This window comes from Dactylosporangium sp. NPDC000555, from assembly GCF_040300025.1.
Taxonomy (GTDB): Bacteria; Actinomycetota; Actinomycetes; order Mycobacteriales; family Micromonosporaceae; genus Dactylosporangium.
Window position 1 is genome coordinate 36380 of sequence record NZ_JBEPDB010000054.1, and the last position, 24989, is coordinate 61368.

Genomic DNA, 24989 nt, shown 5'->3' on the forward strand with positions numbered 1-24989 from the left:
GCTGCACACTAACGTTGGGGTCATGACAGCACGCCAGCCGGCCCTGGGACGCGACATCAACGGTATCCCCGCGCAGAACCGTGCGCTGATCATGGAGCAGCTCAGCGACGCCCGGCGGGTGCGGGAGTTCAGCGGGCCGTGGGACATCGAGGCGACCTGGCTGACCGGGTTCCAGAGCAGGGCGACCGTCCGCGGGCACGAGATCGCGTTCGACCAGCCCGGCGACGTCGCCGCCGACGACACCGCCCCGACCCCGCACGAGTACCTGCTCGCCTCCATCGCCGGGTGCCTCATCGCCGGCGTCGTCATGCACGCCACGGTGCAAAACGTCCGGCTCACCTCCCTGGTGGTGCACGTGTCCGGCACGTTCGACAACGTCCTGCGGTGGGCGGGCATCGAGTCCGCCGGCAATCCGGGCTATCGCGGCATCGACGTGCGGGCCACCATGTCCGGTGAGGCGGACGACGACACGCTGCGCGACATCTGGGACCGCGCCCTGGCCGGCTCGCCGGTGGCGCAGACCATCAACCGCGCGACCCCGGTCATCACGATCGTCGAGCTGTCCTGACCGCCCGTACCCCGAGGTGGTCGCGGAGCGTGTCGCCCTGGTACTCGTGCCGGAACAGGCCACGGGCGCGCAGGATCGGCACGACGTGGTCCACGAACGCCTCCAGCTGCCCCGGCAGCCCCGACGGCGAGAGGATGAAGCCGTCGGCGGCCCGGCCGGCGTACCAGCGCTCGATCTCGTCGGCGATCCGCTCGGGCGAGCCGGCGACGCGGGCGCCGAAGGCCGTGACCGTGCGGAACAGGAACTCGCGTACGGTCGGGTTGCCCTCGGTGGCCAGCGCCCGATAACCGGCGAGCGCGGTCTGGTGGGTCTCCGTCGACGCCGCGAAGGCCGACAGCGGCACCGGCCCGTCCAGGTCCGCGCCGGTCAGGTCGATGTCGACCTCCTGAAGCCAGCCGATCTGGTACTCGGGGATGAACTGCTCGAAGAGCGTGCGCTCCAGGTCGGTCGCCTCCTGCTCGGTGGAGCCGACGATGAAGCCCAGCGACGGGGTCACCAGCGGCGGCGTCTCCCGCCCGGACGAGCTCGCCTCGCGGTGGATCTGTTCGACGAAGGCGCGCCCGCGGTCGAAGTCGCCCTGCCCGGTGAAGATGACTTCCGCGTGGCGTGCGGCGAACGCGCGCCCGGCTGTCGACGACCCGGCCTGGAAGATCACCGGCCGGCCCTGCCGTGAGGGCGCGGCGCCGAGCGGACCCCTGACGGCGAAGAACTCTCCCTTGTGCTCGGGCACGCGGATCTTCCGGCGGTCGTTGTAGACCCCGGCCGCCCGGTCCTCCACCACCGTGTCCGGGCCCCACGAGTCCCACAGCTTCTGGACGACCTCGATGGTCTCGGCCGCGACCCGGTACCGCTCGTCGTGGGCGAGCACCCCCGCGTCCCCGAAGTTGGCGGCCGCCGCCTCGGCGAAGCTGGTCACCACGTTCCACCCGGCCCGGCCGCCGCTGAGGTGGTCCAGCGAGATCAGTTGACGCGCCAGGTGGTACGGCGCCTGGAACGTCGCCGAGCCGGTGACGACCAGGCCCAGCCGCTCGGTCTCCCGCGACAGCGCCGCCGTGGTGGTGAACGGCTCGAAGTCCTCGGTCGCCTTGTGCGGCCACGCGGCCTCGGGCCCGTAGTTCAGGGCGTCGGCGAAGAAGATGGCGTCGAAGGTGCCGCGCTCGGCGGTCCTGGCCGTCTCGATCAGCGACTCGAGAACGGCGGCGGGTCCGTTGACGACGCCCGGGTAGCGCCACGAACTGCCGAACCTTGGGTTGCCGAGTAACAGAAGGTGCAGCTGACGGCTCATCGGGACGCTCCTGAAGTGCTGGTCACGGGCAGCCGGCGGTAGCCCGCAGCCGGGTGGTCGTGTGGAAGCCGCGGACCGCCGGCGAAGATCGCCTCGCGGATCGTGCGGGCGTCGGTGTGCTCGCGGGCCCGGCCGCGGCGGCGCAACTCGGGGATCAGGTGCTCGGCCAGGTCGTCGAAGCTGCCGGGCGTGGTGAGGTAGACGAAGTTGAAGCCGTCCACGCCGGTCGTCTCGGCGTACGCCTCCAGCGCGTCCGCGACGGTCGTGGCGCTGCCCACCAGGACCTCGCCGCCGAAGCCGCTGAGCCCGTCGACGTATTCGCGCAGGGTGACCCGCCGCCGGACGGTGGGATCATCGACGGCGGCCAGCACGGAGCGGCTGGCGTCGGTCTCGAACTGCTCGATCGGCCGGTCGAGGTCGTGTTCGGACCAGTCGACGCCGCTGAGCGCGGAGAGCAGCACCAGGCCGCCGCGGGTGTCGCGGAAGCGGCGCAGGTCGTTCGCCTTCGCCTGCGCGGCCTGGTCGGTGCTGTCGACGACGACGGTCACCGAGGTGATGAACTTGATGTGCTCGGGCCGGCGCCCGAGACCGACCGCCTGGGCGCGGATGTCGGCGATGTTGCGCCGGAGCACCTCGGGCCGGGGGTCGGCGACGAAGACCAGTTCGGCGTTGCGGGCGGCGAAGACCCGGCCGGCCGGCGAGGTTCCGGCCTGCAGCAGCAAGGGTGTGCGCTGCGGTGACGGCTCGACGAGGTGGGCGCCGGGGACCGAGAAGTACTTGCCTGCGTGGCCGATGTCGTGCACCTTGTCCGGGTCGGTGAAGATCCCCCGCTCCCGGTCGCGCAGCACCGCGCCGTCCTCCCACGAGCCTTCCCACAGCTTGTAGGTGACCTCGAGGAACTCCTGCGCGATCGCGTACCGCTCGTCGTGGCCGATCTGCCGGTCGCGGGCGATGATGTTGCGTGCCGCGCTGTCCAGCAGCGACGTGACGATGTTCCAGCCGATCCGGCCGCCGGTCAGGTGGTCCAGCGTGCTGAACTTGCGGGCCAGCAGGTACGGGTGCTCATACGTCGTCGAGACGGTGACGCCGAAGCCGAGGCGCTCGGTGGCGGCCGCCATCGCCGAAACGGCCAGCAGCGGGTCGGTCACCGGCGTCTGGACGCCGTGCGCCAGCGCCGCGCGGGCGTTGCCGCCGTAGACGTCCAGCTGCCCGACGGCATCGGCGATGAACAGCAGGTCGAAGCCGCCGGCGTCGAGCCGCCGCGCCAGGTCGACCCAGTACGGCAGCGTGGTGTAGCCGGCGGTCCGGTCGTCCGGATGACGCCAGAGGCCGGTGTTGCCGTGCGACACCGTGGACATGGTGAACGCCGAGAGGATCAACGGGTCATGGTTCATGGTGAGTCCTAGAAGATGGTGCCGGCGAACGGCAGCGTGTCGACCGCGAACAGCGCGTCGATGCGGCGGACCGCCTCCGGCGAGTGGACGGTGACCCGGCCGGTCGCGGCCAGATGGCGCCACCTCGTGCCACCGAGGTAGGCGGCGGCCAGGGTGGCCACGTCGACGGTGAGGTCGGGTGGGGCACTCGTGCGCGACACGGACTTCGCGCCGATCTCGTAGCTGCCGTCGTTGGCGGGCAGCAGCGCGTCGCGCACCTCGAGCACGACGGTGTCCTCGCCCTCGTACCCACGGGCCCGCAACGCCGCCTCGACGTCGACCAGCCGCAGCCACGTCTCGTCGTGCGCCGGCCCCAGGGCGACCGATCGGCGGTCGACGACCGCGAGCGGCAGCACGTCGTCCAGCGCCAGCGCGTCGAACGCCACGACGTCCACGAGGTCGAGCGAGAGCAGGTGGCGCCACAGGCCGGCCCGGGCGTTGTCGTTCAGCGCCACGAAGTCGGTGACCGTCACGGTCTTCTCCGGGCTGGTGAACCAGGCGCCGGTGTTCTCCGGCCGGTAGATCGCGTATCCGTCGTCGGTGCCGTCCGTGCTGTGCACGGCCACGTAGTGGGTCACCGAGTCGGCGTCGCGCTGGATCTGCTGGAGCCGCCACCAGCCGTCGGGCCGGTGGATGGCGCCGGTCCAGGCCGCCCGCGCGTGGATGCCGTCGAGCAGCTGCGTGGTGACCGACCGGTCGACCAGCCGGATCGAGCCGCCGGCCGGGACCTCCGCGCGCAGCGCCGCTCGCCGCAGGCTGACCCGGGCAGACTGGGCCGACGTGGCGACGCCGTAGCCGAAGCGCTCGTAGATGACGGCCTCCGACGCGCGCAGCGAGGCGACGACCTCACCGCGGGCCGCCGCGTCCCGAAGCTGCCGGGCGATGAGATCGCTGACGATGCCCCGGCGCCGGTGGGTCGGCAGAACCCCGACGTGGGTCACGGCCGCGTGCGAAACCCGCGCACCGCCGGGGACGACCAGCCAGCCGGTGTACGAGTCGGCGCTGCCGACGACGACGTCGCCGTCCAGTGCGCCGAGGTAGCGGCCGGGCTCGGTCAGCTCGGTGGCGTCGAGGTCGCGGAACGGCAGGCCGACCATCGCACGCAGGAAGACCCGGAAGCCGGCGTTGACCTCCTCCGGCGTGGTCAGCGGCCGGATGTCGATGCTCATGACTATCGCCTCTCGGACGGCGCGGATCAGGGCAGGCGGCGGACAGCGGTCCGGCCGATGACGTCGAGGACGAGGTCGGTGTTCGGCGGGTGCAGGCTCCCGGTGCGCACGTCGCGGTAGAGCCGCTCGAGCTCGTTGGTCCGGCTCACCGACGACGCGCCCACGACCTGGACGGCGATGTCCACCACCTGGCGGGCGGTGGTGACGGCGAACTCCTTGACGGCGAACAGCCGCGGGGTCCACCAGTCGCCGTGATCGACCCCGGCGTCGAGGTCGGCGGTGGCCCGCTCCAGCAGCGACCACACGGCGTCCAGCAGGATCTCGCCCTGGGCCAGCTGCCGCTGGACGGCGGGCTTGTCGGCGTGCGTCTTGCCCGGCAGGGCCAGCGACTTGCGCTCCTGTGCCGTCAGCTCGGCGAGGTCCAGCGCCCGGCGGGCGATCCCGAAGTACACGTTGGCGACCAGCGGCAGGTACCACTGGAAGATCCCGGCGACGTACGGCGGGTAGGCCTGCCCGATCTCATGCACCCCGACGACCTGGTCGGCCGGGACGCGGACGGCGTCGAGCAGCGTGTCGTCGCTGGCGGTGGCCCGGACGCCGAGCGCGTCCCAGGTCTTCTCGGTCGAGACGCCGGCCGCGTCGCGATCGACGAACAGGTGCACGATGCGCGGGTGCTCGGGATCGGAGTCGTCGCGCGCGTGGATGCCGAGCTTGTCCCACACCGGGGAGAGCGAGGTGAACGTCTTGCGGCCGGTCACCACGTAGGACCCGTCGGGCTGCGGGACCGCCGCGGTGACGGAGTCGTCGAGGCCCAGGTCGTTGCCCCGCTCGCCGTGCCCGGCGGCCAGCACCTGGCCGTCCGCGACGGCACGCAGCAGCCAGCCCAGGTCCTCGACCCCCGTGCCGGTCAGCGCCGTGGCCGGACCGGTCCAGTACAGGTGCATGTTGACCGCGAGCGCGGTCGCCGGCGCCCAGTAGGCCAGGCGCCGCTGCTCGCGCGACACGGCGGTGAGGCTGAGCCCGCCGCCGCCGAGCTCGGCCGGGACGGCCGCCCGCAGATACCCCCGCGCGCGCAGGTCCTCGAAGTCCTCGGCGAAGAACCGATTCTCCCGGTCGTAGCCCGCCGCGCGGTCGTGGAAGCGCTGGTAGTCCTCGTCGCTGAAGTACGCCGAGGGCTCGGCCTTCACGAACAGCGGTGAGGTCGAGCTCGCGATCGTGGGCTTGGTCATGCTGCTTCTCCATTCCGGTTGGGGTGGGGGGCGAGCAGGCCGCGGCTGCGAAGCTCGGCGGCGGCGCCCTCGGCGAAGTAGTAGGCCTCCTCCAGATGCGGCTGCCCGGAGAGGATGAAGTGGTCGATGCCGAGGTCGTGGTACTCGGCGATCCGATCGGCGACCTCCTCGTGGCTGCCGACGAGCGCCGTGCCGGCACCGCCGCGGACGAGGCCGTAGCCGGCCCAGACATTGGGGTAGATCTCGAGGTTGCGCCGGTCGCCGCCGTGCAGCGCGAGCATCCGCCGCTGCCCGACGGACTCGCTGGCCGCCAGGGTCCGCTGGGTCTGCTCGATGCGGGAGTTGTCGATCCGCTCCAGCAGCCGGTCCGCCTCGGCCCACGCCTGCGCCGAGGTGTCGCGGCTGAGCACGTGGAAGCGGATGCCGAACGACAGCGTCCGCCCGGCCTCCTCGGCGAGCTTGCGCAGGCGTGCGAGCCGCTCCGCGATCTGCGCGGGCGTCTCGCCCCAGGCGAGATAGGTGTCGACCGTCCGCGCCGCCACCGTTTCCGCCGTCGGGCTGGCGCCGCCGAAGAAGATCGCCGGCGGGGCGTACGGCGCGAACGGGATCGAGGCCTGCTCGATGTCGAAGTGCGTGCCGTGGAAGTCGAACGGCTCGGCGGCGTCGCTCACACCGCGCAGGACGGTGAGGAACTCCTCGGTCCGGGCATACCGCTGGTCATGATCTAGGTGGTCGCCGAAGCGGCGCTGTTCCGTGGAGTCGCCACCGGTGACGACGTTGAGCAGCAGCCGCCCGCCCGAGATCCGCTGGAAGGTCGCCGCCTGGTGGGCGGCCAGGGTCGGTGAGATGAGGCCGGGGCGGAACGCGACCAGGAACTTCAGCCGGGTGGTGACGCCGGCCAGCGCCGCGGTGGTGATCCAGGCGTCCTCGCACCACGTGCCCGTCGGAGTGAGGACGGCTTCGAAGCCGAGCTGTTCGGCGGCTCGCGCGATGCCGCCGAGGTATTCGATCGACGGCGGCCGGAATCCGGACCGTACGGCGGCCAGCGTCTTCTGCGAGCCGTCGCCGGAGCCGACGATGTCGCGGTTGTCGCCGTTGGTGGGCAGGTACCAGTGCAGATGGATCGGCATGGCTCAGGCACCCGCCACGGCCGGACGCGCGGCGGCGACGTCGAGGACGAAGTCCCGCACCGCGTCGATCGCCCGCACGTGGTCGACGTCGTTGAGGACGTTGTGCAGGCCATCGGGGATCTCCACCAGGCGGGCGTTCGCGAGCGTGCCGTGCCAGTGCCGCGCGTCCTCGATCGAGGCCAGCGCGTCCCTGGTGCCGTTGACGAACAGCACGGGCAGCGTCACGTCGACGAAGGTCGTGGCGAGCCGTTCCGCGGCGACCGCGAGGGCCGCCGCGGTGACCTCGGGCTCGGGAAGCACCAGCTGGACAAGGGGATCCTTGGTGAGCTCCTCAAGATAGTCCGGGTCGGCGGCCAGCACCGACGTGTCGAACGCGAAGCTCTCCCCCGGCGGCGGGCCGTCGAGCGCCGTACGCCCGCGCAGGCTGGCCCCGGTGAACACCGCGCCCGCGAACGGCGCCGGATCGCCGGTGACGACCGCGGCCGTGACCCAGCCGCCCAGCGAGTGGCCGCCGATCACGAGCGGGAGCCCGGGCCGGCGCTCGCGGACGATGTCGACCAGGGCGGACGCGTCCCGCGCGAGCACGTCGAGCGATCGGACCACGCCGCGCTCCCCGTCGGAGATGCCGTGGCCTCGGTGGTCGATCGCGTGGACGTCGATGCCGGCGGCGTTGAGGCGCGAGGCGAGCCGGCTGAACTGACCGGAGTGTTCCCCGCCGCCGTGCAGGAAGACGAACCCGGCAACCGGCCGGTCAACCTCCCATGCGCGGTAGTAGAGGCGTGTGTCGGAACTGGTGAAGAACGGCATGTCGTGGTCCTCGAACTCGGTGGATCGGTGGTTCAGTGCCTGGTGGCCTGGTGGCCGGGGTCAGCGCGAGGGGCCGCTGCCGAGGTCCTCCACCGCGCGGTCGGCGCGATGGCCACCGGTCACGGCGTCGAGGATTCCGAGCTCGGCGAGTCGCTCCTGCTCGGCCTCGGACAGCGTCTGGATGGAGCCCACCCGGGCGGCGATCTGCGGCCGGGTGGCCCGCAGCTGCAGGAAGCGGAGCAGGCCGACCAGCAGCAGTGCGAGGAATACGTACGGCAGATACCGGTAGGCGCCGGCCGGGACCGGGACGAGGTTCTTGTAGATCACGTAGAGGATGCCGAGCGTCGCGAGTACGGCCACCACGACGGCTCCCGGCGTCAGTGCCCTGATCTTGCGCAGCCACAGTGGCGTCGCGATGGCGACCAGGAGGTAGGCGAACAGGTACGCGTAGCTGGAGACGATGCCGACGTAGACGTCCCACTGGAACCGGCCGACCGAGTTCACCGTTCCGATCAGGCCGATGACGAAGCCGACGACGCTGACGAACGTGATCGCGACGTGCGGCGTACGGAAGGCGGCGTGGACCCGGCCGAGCGAACGGGGCAGGGCCTGCTCGCGGGCCAGCGTGAAGAGGCTGCGCGCGCCGGAGTTGATCACGGCGGCCGAGAACACGATCATCGCCGTGCCGAGCGAGAGCGTGACGGCGTAGGTGACCCAGTGGACGCCCGCGTTCTCCGCCACGACCGGCAGCGGCGTGCTGTCGGCGTCGAGCTTCCTCGGGCCCTGGAAGCCGAGGATCTCCGGATACGTGGCGACCAGGTAGAGAGCGGACAGGATGATGACCAGTCGCAGGATCGCCCGGGGAACGTTGCGGTGGGCGTCGCGCGCCTCGTGCCCGAGGGAGGCGATGCTCTCGAAGCCGGCGTACGACCCGACGGCGGTGACCGCGGCGATGAGGGTGGTGCTGGCGCCCAGGTGGTGCAGGCTGAACTGCTCGGCGTCGAGGTGCGGCCCGTACTGGATGTAGGCGGCGATCAGGATGACGAAGATCGCCACCAGCGACACGATCTCGAATCCGAGCCCCACCTTGACCGACACGCTGACGCCGCGGAACGGGATGTAGAACGCCGCCGCCGAGGCGATGACCAGCAGGAGCACCTTGACCGCCACGTGGTCGGTGTGCAGGCCGATCTCCTGGAGGAACGCGTTGAAGTACAACACGGCCCCGAGCACACCGGCGGCAGCGAAGCCGATGTACCCGAGGATCAGGGCCCAGCCGGTGACGAACGCGGCCACCGGACCGAGGCCGTTGCCGGCGTACGTGCCCAGCGAGCCGGACGAGACCGTCCGCCGGGCCTGGAACGCGATCAGGGCGGCGATGAGGTAGACGAGGGCTCCGCCGATGATCGCCGCCCAGAAGGCGCCCTTGCCGGAGACCAGGAACAGCGAGCCGGGAACGCTGGCGATCGCGACACTCGGAGCGGCGGCGGCCAGGCCTTGGCCGAAGACGCCCAGGCCGGAGACGGCGCCGGCCGGGAGCTCGTCGGCCTCGCCGGCGGTGGACGGTCTGCTGCCGTCGGTCAATGTCGATTCTTGTGTGGCCACGGTGGGGGACCTTTCGGCGCGGTGCGGGGGAACGGCAGAGCAAGCCCACGACAGGAGGGCTTCGCCGGGTACGGCGATGTACCGGCCGGAGGGAGCGGTGCGCGACGAACACCGCCTCCGCAGCACGTGCGGGGCGGGATGAGATCAGGACCGGCGGTCTTCCCGGCGTCGCGGCCGCGACGCGCAGTGACACGCGGTGATGACGGCAGCGTCAGGACTGACAGTGACCGCGGGAGCCGGCGTGGCGACACAGGTCGAGGTATCGCTGGCCGAACAGGTGAGCTGCCTGGGGGAACACCAGGTCACAATAACGCAAAGCCTATGGGTTTACTAGGGATTGGTCGAAGAGATCACACCTGAGACGATCATGATTTCGCCGAGTTCACGACGGGCTGGACGGCTTCGAGGCGGACGACGCCGCAGCGCCGTCCGCCTTGCCTTGTTGCAGTGCCGAGCTCATCGGCGGACCCATCGCCGCGAGCGCGCCGTCTCACGCCGATTCGGGACTCAGCCGAACCCGGCGCAGGAGTTGGGCGTTGAGGGCGACCACGATGGTGGAGGCGGACATGAGGACCGCGCCGACGGCGGGGCTGAGCGTGACGCCGGCCCAGGCGAGCACGCCGGCGGCGAGGGGAATGGCGATGACATTGTATCCGGCGGCCCATGCCAGGTTCTGGATCATCTTGCGGTACGAGGCACGGGACAGGCGGATCACGCCGGTGACGCCACGCGGGTCGGAGGAGGCGAGGACGACGCCGGCGGACTCGATGGCGACGTCGGTGCCGGCACCGATGGCGATGCCGACGTCGGCGCGGGCCAGGGCCGGGGCGTCGTTCACCCCGTCGCCGACCATCGCGACGGTGAGGCCCCGGGCCTGCAACTCGGCGACGGCCTGGTCCTTGTCGACGGGCAGCACCTCGGCGAACACCTCGTCCAGGCCGAGGTCGGCGGCGACCGCCTCGGCGACGGGCCGGGCATCTCCGGTGATCATGACGATCTTCCGGATGCCCGCGGCGCGCAGCTCGGCGATGGCCCGCCGGGCCTCCGGCCGCACCTCGTCCTCGAGCGCCAGGGCGCCGACCACCTCGACCCCGGCGTCGCCGAGCCGCAGCAGGTGCAGCACCGCGGCGCCACGGCCCGACCACCCGTCGGTCCGCTCCCCGAGGTCGGCGGGCACGGTCACCGCGTGTTCGCGCAGCAGTGCCGGGCCGCCGACGGCGTAGCGGATGCCGTCGACGGTGGCCTGCACGCCCCGGCCCGTCAGCGACCGGAAGTCGCTCGCCTTCGCCTGCCTGCCGGCAGCGGCCGCGACGATCGCCTTGGCCAGCGGGTGCTCGCTGTCGGCCTCCACGCCACCGGCCAGCCGCAGCACGTCGTCCTCGGTCGCGCCGCCGGTGGCGGCGATGCCGGTGACCACGTGCGCGCCGCGGGTCAGGGTGCCGGTCTTGTCGAACAGCACCGCGTCGACGGTGCGCATGCGCTCCAGCGCGAGGCGGTCCTTGACCAGGATGCCCGCCTTCGCGGACACCGCCGTGGACAGCGCGATCACCAGCGGGATGGCGAGGCCGAGCGCGTGCGGGCAGGCGATCACGAGCACCGTGACGGTGCGTACCACGGACTGGTCGACATCACCGAGCGCCCACCAGACGCCGAACGTGAGCGCCGCGGCGGCGGTGGCGACGTAGAACAGCACCGCCGCGAACCGGTCGGCAAGCACCTGCGCACGCCCGCTGGACGCCTGCGCCTGCGCGACGAGCCGCCCGATACCGGCCAGCGCGGTGTCCTCGCCGATGGCTTCCACCCGCACCCGCAGCGCCGAGTCGGTGGCGACCGTGCCGGCCACGACCCGGTCCCCGATCCCCCGGCGAACCGGCTTGGACTCGCCCGTGATCATCGACTCGTCCAGCTCGGCCTCGCCGTCCACGACCCGCCCGTCCGCCGGGACCCGGCCACCGGAACGCACGAGGACCACGTCCCCGACCCGCAGGTGGGCCACCGGCACCGCCTCGACGGCACCGTCCGGCAGCACTCGCTCGGCCTCGTCGGGCAGCAGCGCCGCGAGCGCGGCCAGCGCGCCCTGTGCCTGCCCGATCGCCTTCATCTCCTGCCAGTGCCCCAGCAGCATGATGGTCACCAGCGCGGCCAGCTCCCACCAGAAGTCCAGGTCGAACAGGCCGGCGCTGGTGGCCACCGACGCGACGTAGGCGACGGTGATCGCCATCGAGATGAGCAGCATCATGCCCGGGGCCCGGTCGCGGACTTCCCGGACGCCGCCGACCAGGAACGGCCAGCCGCCGTAGAGGAACACGACGGTGCCGAGAACCGGTCCGACCCAGGAGACGCCGGGGAAGTCGATCCGGTAGCCGAACCAGTCCATCACCATCTCGCTGGTCAGCACGACCGGCACCGTCAGGATCAGGCTCAGCCAGAACTTGCGCCGGAACATCTCCGGGTCGTGCCCGGCGTGCTTGTCGTGGCCGCCGCCGTGCCCATGGTGCGACGCGTGGCCGGCATGGGCGTCCGGTGACGGCGCGTGGCCCGCGTGCGACGCGACACCCGGCGCCGTCGTGCCGGACTCGTGGTTGTGGTGGCCGCTGTGCATTCCCGCATCCGTCTTGCTCGCCGCGTCGGACATGGCACCCTCCTTGACGTCGATGAAGGTTCGCTGACGGCGGAGCCGCCCCCGCCCGCTCGTCAGATACCGGCGGGCGCGGGATCGCCGGCGCCGATCGGATGCGCCGGCTTGAACCGCCGCAGGCGCAGACTGTTGGTGACGACGAACACGGAGGACAACGCCATCGCGGCGCCGGCGAGCATCGGGTTGAGCAGCCCGGCGGCCGCGAGCGGCAGGGCGGCGACGTTGTAGGCGAACGCCCAGAACAGGTTGCCCTGGATGGTGCGCAGCGTCCGCCGCGACAGGCGGATCGCGTCGACGGCGGCCAGCAGGTCGCCGCGGACGAGGGTCAGGTCGGACGCCTCGATGGCGACGTCGGTGCCGGTGCCCATGGCCAGGCCGAGATCCGCCTGGGCGAGCGCCGCCGCGTCGTTGACGCCGTCGCCGATCATCGCGACGACCTTGCCGTCGGTCTGGAGGCGTTTGATGACCTCGACCTTGTCGGCGGGCAGCACCTCGGCGATGACCTCGGTGATGCCGACGTGGTCGGCGACGGTGCGGGCGACGGCGGGGTTGTCGCCGGTGAGCAGGATCGGCGTCAGCCCGAGCCGGCGCAGACCCACGATCGCCCGGGCGCTGGTGGGCTTGACCGTGTCAGCGACGGTGAGCAGGCCGCGGGCCTGCCCGTCCCACCCGGCGAGGATCGCCGTCTGCCCGGCCCGCTCGGCCGCGGACTGGGCGTCATGGAGGTCGTCGGGGATGCTCAGACCCTCCGTCAGCAGCAGCGCGGCCCGGCCGACGATCACCGCGCGATCCTCGACCCTGCCGCGGACACCGAGCCCCTCGACGTTGCCGAACTCGGCGACGGCGGGCAGGGTGCCGTGCCGATCGGCGGCCGCGGTCGCGATCGCGCGGGCGATCGGATGCTCGGACGCGGCCTCGAGCGCGCCGGCGACGCGCAGGACCTCGGCGGGATCGGTGCCCTCGGCGGCGATGACGTCGTGGAGGGTCATCTGGCCGGTGGTGACGGTGCCGGTCTTGTCCAGCACGACGGTGTCGACCCGCCGGGTGGACTCGAGGGCCTCGGGGCCCTTGATGAGGATGCCGATCTGGGCGCCGCGGCCGGTGCCGACCAGCAGCGCGGTGGGCGTGGCCAGGCCCAGCGCGCAGGGGCAGGCGATGATGAGCACCGCGACCGCGGCGGTGAACGCGGCGGTGAGCCCGGTGCCGGTGCCGATCCAGTAGCCGAGGGTGGCGACGGCGAGCGCGATGACGATCGGGACGAACACGCCGGAGATGCGGTCGGCGAGGCGCTGTACGGCGGCCTTGCCCGCCTGGGCGTCCTCGACGAGCCGGGCCATCTGGGCCAGCTGGGTGTCGGCCCCGACCCGGGTCGCGCGGACGACGAGCCGGCCGCCGGCGTTGACGGTAGCGCCGACCACCGGGGTGCCAGGACCGACCTCGACCGGGACGGACTCGCCGGTGAGCATGCTCGCGTCGACGGCGGAGGTGCCGTCCTCGACGATCCCGTCGGTGGCGATCTTCTCACCGGGTCGCACGACGAACCGGTCGCCGACCGCCAGCCGCTCGACCGGGACACGGACCTCGGCGCCGTCGCGCAGCACCGCGACGTCCTTCGCGCCGAGTTCGAGCAGGGCGCGCAGGGCCGCGCCGGCGCGACGCTTGGCGCGGGCCTCGAAGTAGCGGCCGGCGAGAATGAACAGGGTCACGCCGGCGGCGGCCTCGAGGTAGATGTTCCCGGTACCGTCGGTGCGCTCGATCGACAGCTCGAACGCGTGCGTCATGCCGGGCGTGCCGGCGGTGCCCAGGAACAGCGCCCACAGCGACCAGCCGAACGCGGCGATCGTGCCCAGCGAGACGAGTGTGTCCATGGTCGCCGCGCCGTGGCGCAGGTTGGTCCACGCGGCCCGGTGAAACGGCCACCCACCGTAGACGACGACCGGCGCGGCGAGGGTGAGTGACGCCCACTGCCAGAAGGTGAACTGCCACGCCGGAACCATCGCCAGCACGACCACCGGGACGGTGAGCACCAGCGACACCCACAGCCGGGTGCGAAGGCCACGGAACTCGTCGACCGGCTCCGCCGCCGCGCCGCCGGTGTCGGGCGGCGCGGGCAGGGCGGCGGTGTAACCCGTCTGCTCCACCACCGTGATCAGGTCCTGAGGGGTGAGCTCGCCGGTGTAGGTGACGGTGGCTTTCTCGGTGGCGTAGTTGACGCTCGCGGTTACCCCGTCCAGGCGGTTGAGCTTCTTCTCGATCCGCGCCGCGCAGGAGGCGCAGGTCATGCCGCCGATCGCCAGTTCGATGTGATTCGGTACCGCGATCAGCGGCCGGGTCGGGGATGCCATCGATGCCTCCTTCAGCTGTGCGTGTGGCCGGGCTCGCCATGCTCCGCCGCCGACGGCGACGCGGCCGGCGTGGGCTGCGCCGGGACGGTGCCGGCGACGGCGGTGAACTCGGCGGTACGGACGGTCCCGGCGTGCTGGAAGTCCAGGAACAGCCGATATGTGCCGGCACTGGGCACCTCGGCGAAGAACGTGACCTGCGGGCCGGCCGCGGTGCGACCGTCGCCGGGGGTGCCGTCGGGGTGGACGTGCAGGTAGGCGAGGTCGCCGTCGCGCAGCGCGACGAGGTGCCCGTAGGCGCCGAGGTAGGGCTGCAGGTCGGTGACCGGGGCGCCGTCGCGGGTCACGGTCAGCGTCAGCTTCGAGGCTGTACCGGGAGTGAGCGTGCCGTCGAGGGTGACGGTGTAGCCGTCCACGGTCGCGGTCCGCTGTGGCGCCGGCAGCGCCACGGGCTCGTAGCCGCCGGGGGCGGGCACATCCACGCCGAGGGTCAGCCCGCGCCCGCGCCCGGCCGGCTGGAAGTCGGCGAAGACGCGATACTGCCCCGCCGCGGTCACGGCGATGGGCACGCTCCAGGTGCCGTCCGGGTCGCGTTGCGGATGCAGGTGCTGGAACCCGGTCAGGTCCCGGCGCACCACGATGAGGTGCAGCTCCTTGTCGTGGCTGACCGTGTAGCCCGTGACCGGCTGGGCGTCGGGCCCGATGACGCGGAAGCGGAACGGCGCCGCGCTCGCCGTGCTCAGCGTGGTGGTGAGCGGCTGGAGGTGGTAGCCGCCCTCGGCGACCTGCAGCCCACCGGGCAGGCTCGCGGACGCGCCGTCCTGGTGGTCGCCGTGACCTGTGGCGGTGCGCGTGCCGGCTGTTGTGTGGGTGTCGGTGTGGGCGGCCGGGGCCGGGGCGGGGCCGGCGATGCTGCCGACCCCGACCGCGGCGATGAACACGGCCGCCAGCCCGAGCGCGTAGGCGCCGAGCTTGAGCGGGGTACGCACGGCTAAACCGCCACCTGGTATCCGGCCTCATCGACCGCGGCGCGGACCGCGGCGTCGTCGAGAAGCGCCTGGCTGGTGACAGTGACGGCACCGCTGGCCAGGTCGACCTGGACGTTCTGGACGCCGTCGAGCTTACCGAGCTCGCTACTGACGGACTGCACGCAGTGACCGCAGGTCATACCGGTCACGGCGTAGGTCTGAGTCGTCATGACGATCTCCTTCTGTTGTCGGCCCCGGTGCCGGAGCCCGCGGTTCGGGTGGTTCGGCGTTGCCTTCGACAGCCAATATACCGGTACCCCCCTGGGGTACCAACCCCAGGGCCGGACGGCAAGCTCAGGCCCGGACGCCCCCCTCCGGCCGAACTGGCGGACGAGGCAGCCGCGCTCTTCCTGCCGTCTCGATGACGGCGAGCGGTGTGCCGAGGGTGAAGACGTCCGCCGAATGGCGGACAGGAATGTCGCCTGACCGGCAGACGACGCATCGGTGATCCGCGCCTACGGTCGCGGTCATGAAACGACAACTGCTCATGACTGATGGCCACCTGGAGCGGGGGGTGCGGCGGATCGTCACCGTGGCGGCGCTGACTGCGATGTGTCTCACCGCTGCGGGAGCCGGGAATGCCCAGGCGATGACGACGGCACCAGGGATGGCACCGGAGAGGTTGTTGGCGCCGGCGGGTTCGTGGACCGGGGTCGGTCAGACCTTCGAGCGATCCGGTGGTGAGAAGATCGCTGGGTGCAGCGCGACTCTGCTCACGAGCGGTCGGCACGTCGTAACCGCAGCCCACTGCGTGTCTGGGCCGGAGGCGGCTTGGACAGTGCGTTTCGAAGGTTCCTCCCGCCGGGTGATCGAGCTGCCGGTCCGGGTCTGGCGGTACGACCACGAGCAGCGCTTCGACATCGCGGTCGGAGAACTCTCCCAGCCCGCCCCCGCGTGGGTGCAGCGGTATGACATCTACCGCGACAGGCACGAAGTCGGACGGATGTTCACGAAGGTGTCCTACGGGCCGGTGTGGCGAGATGGCGAGCCATCAAGGGAACCGGGGCAGCCTCGAGTCGATCCGGCATTCGAGAACCGTAAGGCGATCGGGCACAACACGTTCGACACCACGGGTCGGCGGCTGTTCGACAGGGTGGACCGCGGGAGCGTCGTCGCGCTGATCTTCGACGACGAGTTGCGTTCCGGTGTGAAGCCGGAAGACTCGCTGGTCTTCGACATGGACACCGGTCGGCCGGCGCAGGACGCGATCGGGACTCACCTGTCCGTGCCCGGACGCGGGCTGGGAAGGCGGGAGAACAACATCAACGGCGGCGACTCGGGCAGCCCGTCATTCATCGACGGCAAAGTTGCGGGGATCACCACGTACTCCTTCTCGGATCTGGCCGCGTTCTCGCACGGGCCGCGGACCGATGTCAGCGTGTTCCGGTTCCGGTCGTTCACAGAGGCCCGCGCGGCATTGGGTGATCCGGCGATCAACGACGTCATCGAATGGATGGATGACCTGGGTGTGCTGGCCGGGCGTCGCCTGCTGGAACTGAACGGCCTGTTGTCCGGCAACGCCAGCTGGGGTGAGTTCTCCGTCGAGCAGCGGCTGTCGTCGGCCACGGCCTTCATCGACGCCGAACTGACTCGTCCTCCCGGGCAGGCGGAAGCCTCGGCCCGCGCGCTGGAGGCCGGTGGTGTTCCGGCGAGGTGGAGGCTTCGGAGCTGGTGCGCTGCGGTGGACGGGTCAGCCCGAATTCGTGGGCGATGAGCGCTGCCTGAACACGGGTGCCGACATTCAGCTTGGCGAGAATCCGCTGGACGTGGGTTTTCGCGGTGCTCGATTCGATGGCCAGGCAGCGGCCGATCTGATTGTTTGTCAGGCCGAGGCCGAGTAATGCCAGCACATCGTATTCGCGCGGTGTCAGCAGGTGAATCGAGGTTGATGGCCGAGACGGCGGCTGACGCTCTCGACTGGCGCGGATGAGCCGTGCGGTGGGGCCCGGGGATACGAATCCGTCTCCTCGGGCCACCGCCCGCACCGCCTCGATGAACGCCTGCACGGTGTCGTGCTTGAGAACGAAGCCGGAGGCTCCCGCGTGCAACGCCCCGAACAGGAACTCGTCGGTGTCGAAGGTGGTCAGGATCAGGATCGCGGGCGGCGACACGTCCCCGCTCAGCTGCCGGGTAGCTTCGATCCCATCGACTCGTGGCATGCGGACGTCCATGATGACGACATCCGGACGGAGCTGCCGGGTCAGCGTGACGGCCTCCTCGCCGTCTGCGGCTTCGCCCACAACGCGCAGATCCCGTTCGGTCTCCAACATCAGCCGCATACTGGTTCGGACCAGGTCCTGATCGTCTGCCAGGACCACGGTGATCTCCGGCCTGCTGGGAGTAGAAGCCCATCCTGGGCTTGCGGTTTTCATGCGTGATGACCTTGTGGTGGGACGGGTAGGTAGGCCTCCACCGACCAGCCGCCGTCCGAGCGCGGTCCGGCGACCAACGTGCCACCACAGGCGATGGCGCGTTCGGTCATGCCGACCAAGCCGTGCCGTGACGTCAACGCCCTGGCTGCGGTGACCCGCAGAGCGAGTGCTGACAACCGGTTCGCGACAGCGTCGTGCAGATCCCGGGCGATCCGCAGACGCTCGTTCAACGCCGCCGCACGCACCCGGTCGGCCGCGAGCGCCCGCTGGCGCCGCACGCTCACCGCGCCGCCGAGCAACGTCCCGATGAGCACCGCGGTGCTCGCCGTCCCCACAACCTGGTGCGGGCCGCCCTCACTCCAGTTGGCCACTATGTCTATGACAATCAACGAGGCGAGCATGCAGCCTCAACCCGTGTACCAAGCACCGATCCCACCGCGTTCAGCGCACCCGAGTCGTCATGCCGGACGCACGAGGCCCGCGTCGTACGCGACGATCACCGCCTGGATCCGGTCACGCGCGCCGACCTTGGTAAGGACCCGTCCGACGTGCTTCTTCACGGTCGACTCGGTCAGCGTGAAGTGGTCGGCGATCTCGGTGTTGGTCCAGCCGCGGCCGATCGCCACGAGGACCTCCCGTTCCCGGTCGCTGAGCGCGGCCAGCCGCGGATCCTCCCGAGGTCCGGCGTCACCCTGCGAGACATACGCCTCCATCAGCCGTCGGGTGAGGCTCGGCGCCACTATGGCGTTCCCGGCGGCCACCGCGCGGATTCCGGCGAGCAACTCGTCCGGACGAGCGTCTTTGAGCAGGAAACCGCTGGCGCCCGCCTGTAGTCCTGCGTAGACGTACTCGTCCACGTCGAAGGTGGTGAGGATCAGGACGTGAGTGCGGGTGCCCGTCGCGGTGATGTGACGGGTCGCCTCGATGCCGTCCATGCCCGGCATGCGAACGTCCATGAGCACCACGTCCGGCCGCAATGCCTGTGCTTTGCGTACTGTCTCAACGCCGTGCGCCGCTTCGCCCACTACCGTCATCCCTTCGGTGCTGTCCAGCAGCATCCGGAAGCCGAGCCGTTGCAGCGGCTGGTCGTCGGCGATCAGCACCGTGGTCACGCGGGCTCCTTGAGGATGGCCTCGACCAGCCATCCGTCGTCGCTTGGTCCGGCCTTGACGGTGCCGTCGTAGAGGGCGGCACGCTCGCGAATGCCCGCGATCCCGTTCCCCGGGGTGCCGTGGGCCGGTGCGCCGTAGTCCCGTACCGTGATGGTCATCTCGCCCGGCCGCTTGCGCAGCGCGACGTCGACGGCGACGCCGGGGCCGGCGTGGTTCAGCGTGTTGGTGAGAGCCTCTTGGACGATGCGGTACGCCGTCAACTGCAGGCCCCTGCTCAACGCAGCGAATTCACCTTCGGTGCGATAGGTGACCGCCAGCCCCGCCGATCGGAGGGCCGGCAGGAGATCTTCGATATCGGCGATGCCGGGCTGGGGACCCCATTGCTGATCCTGCTGTACGTCGCGCAGCACGCCAAGTACACGGCGAAGCTCCGTGAGGGCTTGCCGCCCGGTTTCCCCGATCAGGCGCAGCGGCTCGGCTGTCCGCTCGCCGCGGCTGTCGGCCAGCGACGCGCCACCGTCGGCCAGACCCACGATGACGGAGACGTGATGGCCCACGATGTCGTGCATCTCCCGGGCGATTCGGGCTCGCTCATGAGCGGCAGCGAGCTGCGCCGACTGTTCGCGCTCGATCTCCAGCCGGGCCGCCCGGCTCTCCAGCGAGGAAAGATAGGCGCGGTGGGTCCGCACCGTCAACCCGGTCGCTACGGCGGCAGCCGACAATCCCCCGATGGTCAGGAGGTTCCTCAGCAGAACGCCGGGCCCGCCATGCCACAGAGTGCCTGCGGCCAGGCTGTACATCGCCGTCATGAACCCGCAAGCGCAGGCCACCGCACGCGACGACCCGCGCGCGGCGACCGAGTACAGCAGAACGAATTGGGCGAGGTACGTGGGTAGGCGAATGCCGAGCAGCCATTCGGCCGACAGTACCAATTCGAAGGTCACGAACGCGACCAGCGGCGCCCGGCGCCACCACCAGAGCGGTAGCACCAGGGCCGCCAGCCCGATCATCGCCATGATGTGATGGAGGCCGTCGCTGTTCTCGCCTCCGAGCACGACCGGCAAGCTCACGAGCGCTGACGCGGCCGGCACGAATCCGTCCAGGAGCCTCGGGTGCCGCCGGTCGATGTTCTTCAGCCGGCCGGGCAGGTCGAAGTGCTTGGGGTGGATCGGATGTACCTCGTGGTCGGTCATGACGCGCCGATCTCAGGCATCCGTCTTCGCCAGCCGCAGGGCCGCACTCCCAACCAGCACCACGACGTAGACCGCCAACACCGCACCAGCGGGTCCGGGCGCCAGATGGCCCTCTGGTGGCTGCTCCGAGATGACGGACAGGCCGGCCGCCCCCAGGTGATACGGCTTGACAGTCTCTTCTACGGCTTGCGGCAAAGCCGGGAGCAGCTGCGGCAGGATCAAGAGGAACCCGGCGAAGATGGAGATGGCGCCCGCGCTCGACCGGATCAGAATGCCGAGGGAAACGCCGATCATGGTGACGGCCGCGAGATAGAGCCCTGAGCAGATGAGCACGCGCAGGATCGTTGCCGCGCCGGCGTCGGAACGGACCAGGTCGGGATCGGTCAGCAGATCACCGACAACCAAGTTGATCAACACACAGACGATCGTCGTCAGGAACGCCGCCCCAGCGGGAACAAGTATCTTCGCCAAGAGCATCGGCAACCGGGTCGGGATCGCGGTGAGCGTCGAGCGGATCATTCCTGTGCTGTACTCGCCCGCGGAGAGCAGAGCGCCCATCGCAGCCACGATGAGCGCGGCGAGCGCGACCATCACCGTCGCCGAACCGAGCGGGTCATAGATTTCGCCAGAGTTCGCCGGATCGCGGGTCGCAGCCACGAGCAGCCCGGGCACCACGATCACGAGCACCGTGACGGCCAGCGTTATCCAGCTGGAACGCAGCGAGGAGAACTTCGTCCACTCCGACCACGGGACGCCGACGAAGGTGAGTCGGTGCTGAGAGGTGGTTGTCGCCTGCGCCGTCACCGGGTCGCCTCCCGTTCGGCGCTGGGGTACTCCACCACGTCACGAGTGAGCTTCATGAAAGCCTCTTCGAGGCTGACGGCCTGTGGGACGAGTTCGAACAGCGGTACCCCGTGCTCCACCGCCAGGCGGGCGATCTCGTGTGCCGGGATCCCGGTGACCAGCGCACGGTCCGCTCCGGTGGACGTCACCATGATGTCCGGCCGGCTCAGCGCCGTCCGCAACGTCGCCATGTCGCTGGTGGCGACCACGACACCGGCCGTTGTCTGCTCGCCGATCAGATCGTCGACAGTGGTGTCGGCCAGCAGGCGACCTCGCCCGATGATGACGAGATGGGTCGCGATGAGCGAGACCTCGTTCATCAGATGGGATGACAGCATGACGATGCGGCCCTCACCGGCCAGGCCCGAGAGCAGGTTGCGCACCCAGAGCACACCTTCGGGGTCGAGCCCGTTCACCGGTTCGTCGAGCATCACCGCAGCCGGGTCACCGAGCAGTGCCGCCGCGATGCCGAGGCGCTGACCCATGCCGAGGGAGAACCCGCCGACGCGCTTGCCGGCCACCGCGGACAACCCGGCCATGTCGATCACCTCGTCGACACGCCGGCGAGGGATGCGATGCGTACGCGCCATCCCGAGCAGATGACTCAGTGCGGTGCGGCCCGGGTGCACCGATTTGGCCTCGAGCAGGACGCCGATCTCGCGTAGCGGAGCGGGATGGTCAGCGTACCTTTTGCCGTTGACGGTGGCCCGTCCTTCCGTCGGTGCGTCCAAGCCGACGATCATACGCATCGTGGTTGATTTGCCGGCACCGTTCGGGCCCAGGAAGCCGGTGACCTGGCCGGGGCGGGCGGTGAACGAGAGCTGGTGCACGGCAGTACGAGTGTCGTATCTCTTGGTGACTTGCTGCACTTCAATCACGGCTTGACACTACGAATCCAGCGGGTCAATTCACTGGTACCACGGTCGGCATCCGACGGGACCGCCTGGTACCGCGGTACCAGGCAAAGATCGCATGATGCTTGGGTTATGCAGCGGTCCGTGAAGTCAGTCAATCTGGCAACCGGCGCAAGCGGCCGTTGGGCGTCGCCGGGGAGAACCCACCGCTGCCCGAACGGCGTGGCTCACTTCGCCAACCGGCTCGGCAGGATCGTGAGGCCACAGTCGTTCGAGGGTGACAGAGTATGCTTTTGGTGCTATATTTGTGGCGTGTTGATCGACTGGTCGAGCGAGTTCCGACAGATGGCTGACTGAACTCGAACGCCGAGCAGCCGACGGGCACGGTCGGGCAGACGAGCAACTCGACCTGGTCAACGCGATGTTGGACTACCTGCAGGACCTCAAGGAGTCACCGGCGGACGACACACCGACCCTGAAGCGTGTCCGGCAGTCCCGCAGGTACCCGGTCTGGCGGGTCTCGCACCCGTTCCGAGAGGGCATGGCCGTCCGCCTGATCGTGTGGTTTCCGCCCGAGGCCCCGCCGGTGATCGTCTTGTTCGGCAACGACAAGGCCCAGATGGGTGACGTGTTCTACAACAGCGTCAGCAGCCGCGCCGACCAGGTGATTGCGGCCTACCTCAGACTGACCGACGGAGGCGACGATGGCTAACCGGCCCACTGAGTCCGAACCCACCACGTTCGTCGACACCGAAGCCGCACAGGCGCGCATGGCACGCCTGCGATCGCGACGCGGTGCCGCCGAGCGTGTTGACAGCATCCGCGCGGAGATGGCCGAAGCCGACCGTGTCTACGCCGAAAACCTCGCGGCGGTACGCAAGGCAGCGGATCTCACACAGGTCGAGCTGGCCAAGGCCATGGGCGTAGCGCAGTCGGAGATCAGCCGCATCGAAAGTCGCCCCGACATGCTGCTCTCAACGCTTGCCAGCTATCTCGCCGCCGCTGGCGATCGTCCACGCGTTGTCGTCACCGTCGCCGGACACGACATCGAAGTAGACCTCACCTCACTGATCAGACACTGAGGGGGCGCTCCCGGCGGCGCAACGCGCCTCCAACCAGCAGGGCGGTGCAGTATGGGCTCCTGTGCGTGCGTGACTGATACGAGGTGATCGCTCTTGACGCGGTCGTCGAAGGGCGGGTCGAGCAAACGCTGGCGGCGTCGGCCACGAGGGACGATGCCTAGCTAGTCCTCCTTCCCCCGTGTGGGCGGCCCGTTCCGGGCTGAAAACCGTCGGGCCCTTGCGCGCCGTCGTGGTTGCGGGCACGGTGGTTGATGTCGTCCGCAGACGTCGGCGCTGCTTGGTTCCATCGAGGCCGTTAGCTAGACGGCCTCGCCGTGACCGAGGCCAAGCTGGCCCCCCTCGACGGCCTCGCCGACATCGACACCGTCATGCGCGCCGTGGAAACCGTCAGCGCCTACCTCACAGGCGCGATCAGGCGCGAGATCGCGAACCTGCGGGCCGAGCGCGCCACGGGCCTGTCCAAACGCGACTGGCAGCGCGCCTCCGGCCCGCATGTGACCAAAATGTTGGCCACGGGCCGCTTCCCGGCGCTGACCAAGGCCGTGTACGACGGCACGCACGTGGACACCGAAACATCCTTCGCGACGGGCCTGGACTGGGTCCTCGACGCCGTGGCCGCCAAACTCACCCAGCCCCGAGCGTGACGCTCAGCACTGCCGAGTGTGAGGGAGGTCGAGGTCGGTGTCCACTGGGCCGTGTGGGCTTGCGCCGCCACCACTCAAAACGTTGGTGGGCGCCGGGAGCGTCCGCTTCTTGATGGGTCGTAGAGGGCGGATGTTCCCATCCCCGGCCGGGGCACGCGGGAGCCGGCGCTTCACCGGCGACTGAGGCACGACAGCATCGCCCGGTGAGCGATGATCGCCGCTGCACTCACGCACGTTGAGCGCGCGCTCATCGGCTATAAGCAGATGCACCATTGCGTCGATGACGACCGGCTCCGTCCGGTAGCTCGACGCTAAGACGCCGATGCCGGTCCGGTGCGAACCACCAGCCACGCGTCGTGCAGACGACCACCGCCGGGTGATCGAGTGCCTCGACCGCGGGAACCGCCGCAGTGCGCAGGACCCGGCCGTCAAGATCGTTCGGTTCGAGCCTAGCGGGTAAATCGGACATTGGTGGAGCGGATGATGCACCATGCGAACCACTCGATCATGATTCCTGGCCTCGCCCTGCCGGCCGTGACCGTCAACGCGGGTCGCAGGCATCGACCGGCTCGGGCTCACGTTGCGGCGCCGCCCGCGCGACGCCAGAGTGCGCCGGATAAGCACCGACGCACTGAGCACGCGACGGCGAGCCATGTATACAGCGACGGCTTCCTGATATCATCAGTGTCGTGAGAACTATCATCGACGTGGACGACGAACTACTTGAGGCCGCTCAATCCGAGTTGGGGACCGCGACGAAGAAGGACACCGTCAACGAGGCGCTGCGCTACGTGGCTGAGCGCAAGGCACGATCGCGCGCCGTCCTTGACGATCCGTTCTTCCTCGGCGGGTCCGACCTGACCGACCCGGATGTGATGCGTGGTGCCCGGCGTTGACCACGCTGTTCCTCGCCGACACCTCTGCGTACACGGTTGCGCGTCGATCATCGGCGGCCGAGACCCGGCTCAGGACGCTGGCGGCGGACGGAACGCTGGCCACCTTCGTCACCGTTGACCTCGAACTGGGCTATTCGGCGCGCACCCCCGCCGAGCATCAAGGGATCTTTCGCATTCGTGGTCAACTCGTCCAACTCGCCTCCGTCGACGAGATCGCCCTTCGGGCACGCGAGGTTCAGGCCCTCATGGCGACCCGAAGTCAACACCGCGCCGCAGGCGTGATGGACCTGCTTACCGCCGCCGCCGCCGAGCACTACGGCGCCTCCGTCCTGCACTACGACGCCGACTTCGACCACATCGCCGCGGTGACCGGGCAACCCGTCGACTGGGTCGCGCCAAAAGGCTCCATACCTTGATCCAGCCGACGCGGTAGCCAGACCGATGTACACACTGCGACACCGGCAGCGCCCCCACCAGCAGCGGGCCGCGCCGATGGGCGTACATGCAGGTGGCGGCACCGGTGGGGCGGGCGGGACTCGAACTCGCGGGCAAGGGATTGTGAGTCCCCAGCTCTAACCTGCTGAGCTACCGCCCGCCCCTGCGCGGCGGGACGAGCTTGAATACGGCACGGGCATGGAGCTGGGGTGGGGTGGGGGGGGGGCCGCCACCCCCCCCCCAGTGTGGGGGGGGGTTGGGTTTTTAAAGGGAGGGTGATTAACCCGGGGGTGTTTGGGGCGGGGGGGGGGGTACGTAAGCCCC

At 70.3% G+C, this 24989-nt stretch carries 23 protein-coding genes, 1 tRNA gene and 1 pseudogene; 7 read left to right on the forward strand and 18 right to left on the reverse strand.

The window, feature by feature from the left end; all coding sequences use genetic code 11:
- Positions 1 to 22 precede the first annotated feature (22 nt).
- Entirely contained in the window at positions 23 to 568 is a 546-nt protein-coding gene (locus tag ABT297_RS27900) for an OsmC family protein (protein WP_350554882.1), read from the forward strand.
- Here ABT297_RS27900 and ABT297_RS27905 read toward each other — a convergent pair.
- The 11 genes from ABT297_RS27905 to ABT297_RS27955 form a co-directional block, all read right to left on the reverse strand.
- Entirely contained in the window at positions 546 to 1853 is a 1308-nt protein-coding gene (locus tag ABT297_RS27905) for an NtaA/DmoA family FMN-dependent monooxygenase (RefSeq protein ID WP_350554884.1), read from the reverse strand. The genes ABT297_RS27900 and ABT297_RS27905 overlap by 23 nt on opposite strands.
- Positions 1850 to 3247: an LLM class flavin-dependent oxidoreductase gene (locus ABT297_RS27910; RefSeq protein ID WP_350554886.1), complete on the reverse strand. Its 1398-nt coding sequence runs from the start codon at positions 3245 to 3247 to the stop codon at positions 1850 to 1852. The genes ABT297_RS27905 and ABT297_RS27910 overlap by 4 nt, the downstream gene beginning before the upstream one ends.
- 8 nt (positions 3248 to 3255) lie before the next feature.
- Complete coding sequence (locus tag ABT297_RS27915; RefSeq protein WP_350554888.1) at positions 3256 to 4455, reverse strand: GNAT family N-acetyltransferase; 1200 nt, start codon at positions 4453 to 4455, stop codon at positions 3256 to 3258.
- A gap of 26 nt (positions 4456 to 4481) precedes the next feature.
- Positions 4482 to 5684, reverse strand: coding sequence for an acyl-CoA dehydrogenase family protein (locus tag ABT297_RS27920; protein ID WP_350554890.1), 1203 nt, complete (start codon positions 5682 to 5684; stop codon positions 4482 to 4484).
- Complete coding sequence (locus ABT297_RS27925) at positions 5681 to 6814, reverse strand: LLM class flavin-dependent oxidoreductase (RefSeq protein WP_350554892.1); 1134 nt, start codon at positions 6812 to 6814, stop codon at positions 5681 to 5683. The genes ABT297_RS27920 and ABT297_RS27925 overlap by 4 nt, the downstream gene beginning before the upstream one ends.
- Before the next feature lie 3 nt (positions 6815 to 6817).
- Positions 6818 to 7621, reverse strand: coding sequence for an alpha/beta fold hydrolase (locus tag ABT297_RS27930; protein ID WP_350554894.1), 804 nt, complete (start codon positions 7619 to 7621; stop codon positions 6818 to 6820).
- A 60-nt stretch (positions 7622 to 7681) separates the two neighbouring features.
- Positions 7682 to 9226 carry an APC family permease gene (locus tag ABT297_RS27935; RefSeq protein ID WP_350554896.1) on the reverse strand — a complete coding sequence of 515 codons (1545 nt, stop codon included), beginning with the start codon at positions 9224 to 9226 and terminating at the stop codon, positions 7682 to 7684.
- A 490-nt stretch (positions 9227 to 9716) separates the two neighbouring features.
- Positions 9717 to 11828: a copper-translocating P-type ATPase gene (locus ABT297_RS27940; RefSeq protein ID WP_502885655.1), complete on the reverse strand. Its 2112-nt coding sequence runs from the start codon at positions 11826 to 11828 to the stop codon at positions 9717 to 9719.
- 92 nt (positions 11829 to 11920) lie between these two features.
- Positions 11921 to 14209 carry a heavy metal translocating P-type ATPase gene (locus ABT297_RS27945; protein ID WP_350554898.1) on the reverse strand — a complete coding sequence of 763 codons (2289 nt, stop codon included), beginning with the start codon at positions 14207 to 14209 and terminating at the stop codon, positions 11921 to 11923.
- A gap of 11 nt (positions 14210 to 14220) precedes the next feature.
- Positions 14221 to 15195 carry a DUF8832 domain-containing protein gene (locus ABT297_RS27950; protein ID WP_350554900.1) on the reverse strand — a complete coding sequence of 325 codons (975 nt, stop codon included), beginning with the start codon at positions 15193 to 15195 and terminating at the stop codon, positions 14221 to 14223.
- A 2-nt stretch (positions 15196 to 15197) separates the two neighbouring features.
- Positions 15198 to 15404: a heavy-metal-associated domain-containing protein gene (locus tag ABT297_RS27955; RefSeq protein WP_350554902.1), complete on the reverse strand. Its 207-nt coding sequence runs from the start codon at positions 15402 to 15404 to the stop codon at positions 15198 to 15200.
- A 437-nt stretch (positions 15405 to 15841) separates the two neighbouring features.
- Between ABT297_RS27955 and ABT297_RS27960 the strand changes: the two are divergent.
- Positions 15842 to 16216: pseudogene (locus ABT297_RS27960) on the forward strand (trypsin-like serine protease); the annotation flags it as partial.
- 589 nt (positions 16217 to 16805) lie between these two features.
- Here ABT297_RS27960 and ABT297_RS27965 read toward each other — a convergent pair.
- From ABT297_RS27965 to ABT297_RS27990, 6 genes are read right to left on the reverse strand one after another with little or no spacing between them, the layout of a single operon-like run.
- On the reverse strand, positions 16806 to 17606 hold the full coding sequence (locus tag ABT297_RS27965; protein WP_350554904.1) for a response regulator: 801 nt from the start codon (positions 17604 to 17606) through the stop codon (positions 16806 to 16808).
- Positions 17603 to 18007, reverse strand: a complete 405-nt coding sequence (locus ABT297_RS27970; RefSeq protein WP_350554906.1) for a histidine kinase — start codon at positions 18005 to 18007, stop codon at positions 17603 to 17605. Before ABT297_RS27970 ends, ABT297_RS27965 begins: the two co-directional genes overlap by 4 nt.
- A gap of 57 nt (positions 18008 to 18064) precedes the next feature.
- Entirely contained in the window at positions 18065 to 18718 is a 654-nt protein-coding gene (locus ABT297_RS27975; protein WP_350554908.1) for a response regulator, read from the reverse strand.
- Entirely contained in the window at positions 18715 to 19911 is a 1197-nt protein-coding gene (locus ABT297_RS27980; protein ID WP_350554910.1) for a sensor histidine kinase, read from the reverse strand. Before ABT297_RS27980 ends, ABT297_RS27975 begins: the two co-directional genes overlap by 4 nt.
- 12 nt (positions 19912 to 19923) lie before the next feature.
- Positions 19924 to 20715, reverse strand: coding sequence for an ABC transporter permease (locus ABT297_RS27985; protein WP_350554912.1), 792 nt, complete (start codon positions 20713 to 20715; stop codon positions 19924 to 19926).
- A complete protein-coding gene (locus ABT297_RS27990) occupies positions 20712 to 21632 on the reverse strand; it encodes an ATP-binding cassette domain-containing protein (RefSeq protein ID WP_350554914.1) in 921 nt (306 codons plus the stop codon). Before ABT297_RS27990 ends, ABT297_RS27985 begins: the two co-directional genes overlap by 4 nt.
- 397 nt (positions 21633 to 22029) lie before the next feature.
- On the opposite strand from ABT297_RS27990, the gene ABT297_RS27995 reads away from it, so the two are divergent.
- The 5 genes from ABT297_RS27995 (at position 22030) to ABT297_RS28015 (ending at position 24646) form a co-directional block, all read left to right on the forward strand.
- Positions 22030 to 22320, forward strand: a complete 291-nt coding sequence (locus ABT297_RS27995) for a hypothetical protein (protein ID WP_350554916.1) — start codon at positions 22030 to 22032, stop codon at positions 22318 to 22320.
- Entirely contained in the window at positions 22313 to 22690 is a 378-nt protein-coding gene (locus ABT297_RS28000) for a helix-turn-helix domain-containing protein (protein ID WP_350554918.1), read from the forward strand. The genes ABT297_RS27995 and ABT297_RS28000 overlap by 8 nt, the downstream gene beginning before the upstream one ends.
- Before the next feature lie 314 nt (positions 22691 to 23004).
- A complete protein-coding gene (locus ABT297_RS28005; protein WP_350554920.1) occupies positions 23005 to 23334 on the forward strand; it encodes a TetR/AcrR family transcriptional regulator C-terminal domain-containing protein in 330 nt (109 codons plus the stop codon).
- Positions 23335 to 24023: 689 nt separating this feature from the next.
- Complete coding sequence (locus tag ABT297_RS28010; protein ID WP_229836992.1) at positions 24024 to 24230, forward strand: type II toxin-antitoxin system VapB family antitoxin; 207 nt, start codon at positions 24024 to 24026, stop codon at positions 24228 to 24230.
- A complete protein-coding gene (locus tag ABT297_RS28015) occupies positions 24227 to 24646 on the forward strand; it encodes a PIN domain-containing protein (RefSeq protein WP_350554922.1) in 420 nt (139 codons plus the stop codon). The genes ABT297_RS28010 and ABT297_RS28015 overlap by 4 nt, the downstream gene beginning before the upstream one ends.
- 105 nt (positions 24647 to 24751) lie before the next feature.
- Here the strand turns inward: ABT297_RS28015 and ABT297_RS28020 are convergent.
- Positions 24752 to 24824, reverse strand: a tRNA-Val gene (locus ABT297_RS28020).
- Positions 24825 to 24989 lie beyond the last annotated feature (165 nt).

What these genes read in the sequence shown, in the direction of transcription:
- ABT297_RS27900 (WP_350554882.1), top strand. Translation starts at nt 23, where the DNA reads ATGACAGCACGCCAGCCGGCCCTGGGACGCGACATCAACGGTATCCCC.
- ABT297_RS27905 (WP_350554884.1), bottom strand. Translation starts at nt 1,853, where the DNA reads ATGAGCCGTCAGCTGCACCTTCTGTTACTCGGCAACCCAAGGTTCGGC.
- ABT297_RS27910 (WP_350554886.1), bottom strand. Translation starts at nt 3,247, where the DNA reads ATGAACCATGACCCGTTGATCCTCTCGGCGTTCACCATGTCCACGGTG.
- ABT297_RS27915 (WP_350554888.1), bottom strand. Translation starts at nt 4,455, where the DNA reads ATGAGCATCGACATCCGGCCGCTGACCACGCCGGAGGAGGTCAACGCC.
- ABT297_RS27920 (WP_350554890.1), bottom strand. Translation starts at nt 5,684, where the DNA reads ATGACCAAGCCCACGATCGCGAGCTCGACCTCACCGCTGTTCGTGAAG.
- ABT297_RS27925 (WP_350554892.1), bottom strand. Translation starts at nt 6,814, where the DNA reads ATGCCGATCCATCTGCACTGGTACCTGCCCACCAACGGCGACAACCGC.
- ABT297_RS27930 (WP_350554894.1), bottom strand. Translation starts at nt 7,621, where the DNA reads ATGCCGTTCTTCACCAGTTCCGACACACGCCTCTACTACCGCGCATGG.
- ABT297_RS27940 (WP_502885655.1), bottom strand. Translation starts at nt 11,828, where the DNA reads ATGCACAGCGGCCACCACAACCACGAGTCCGGCACGACGGCGCCGGGT.
- ABT297_RS27945 (WP_350554898.1), bottom strand. Translation starts at nt 14,209, where the DNA reads ATGGCATCCCCGACCCGGCCGCTGATCGCGGTACCGAATCACATCGAA.
- ABT297_RS27955 (WP_350554902.1), bottom strand. Translation starts at nt 15,404, where the DNA reads ATGACGACTCAGACCTACGCCGTGACCGGTATGACCTGCGGTCACTGC.
- ABT297_RS27965 (WP_350554904.1), bottom strand. Translation starts at nt 17,606, where the DNA reads ATGAAAACCGCAAGCCCAGGATGGGCTTCTACTCCCAGCAGGCCGGAG.
- ABT297_RS27970 (WP_350554906.1), bottom strand. Translation starts at nt 18,007, where the DNA reads ATGCTCGCCTCGTTGATTGTCATAGACATAGTGGCCAACTGGAGTGAG.
- ABT297_RS27980 (WP_350554910.1), bottom strand. Translation starts at nt 19,911, where the DNA reads ATGACCGACCACGAGGTACATCCGATCCACCCCAAGCACTTCGACCTG.
- ABT297_RS27995 (WP_350554916.1), top strand. Translation starts at nt 22,030, where the DNA reads ATGTTGGACTACCTGCAGGACCTCAAGGAGTCACCGGCGGACGACACA.
- ABT297_RS28000 (WP_350554918.1), top strand. Translation starts at nt 22,313, where the DNA reads ATGGCTAACCGGCCCACTGAGTCCGAACCCACCACGTTCGTCGACACC.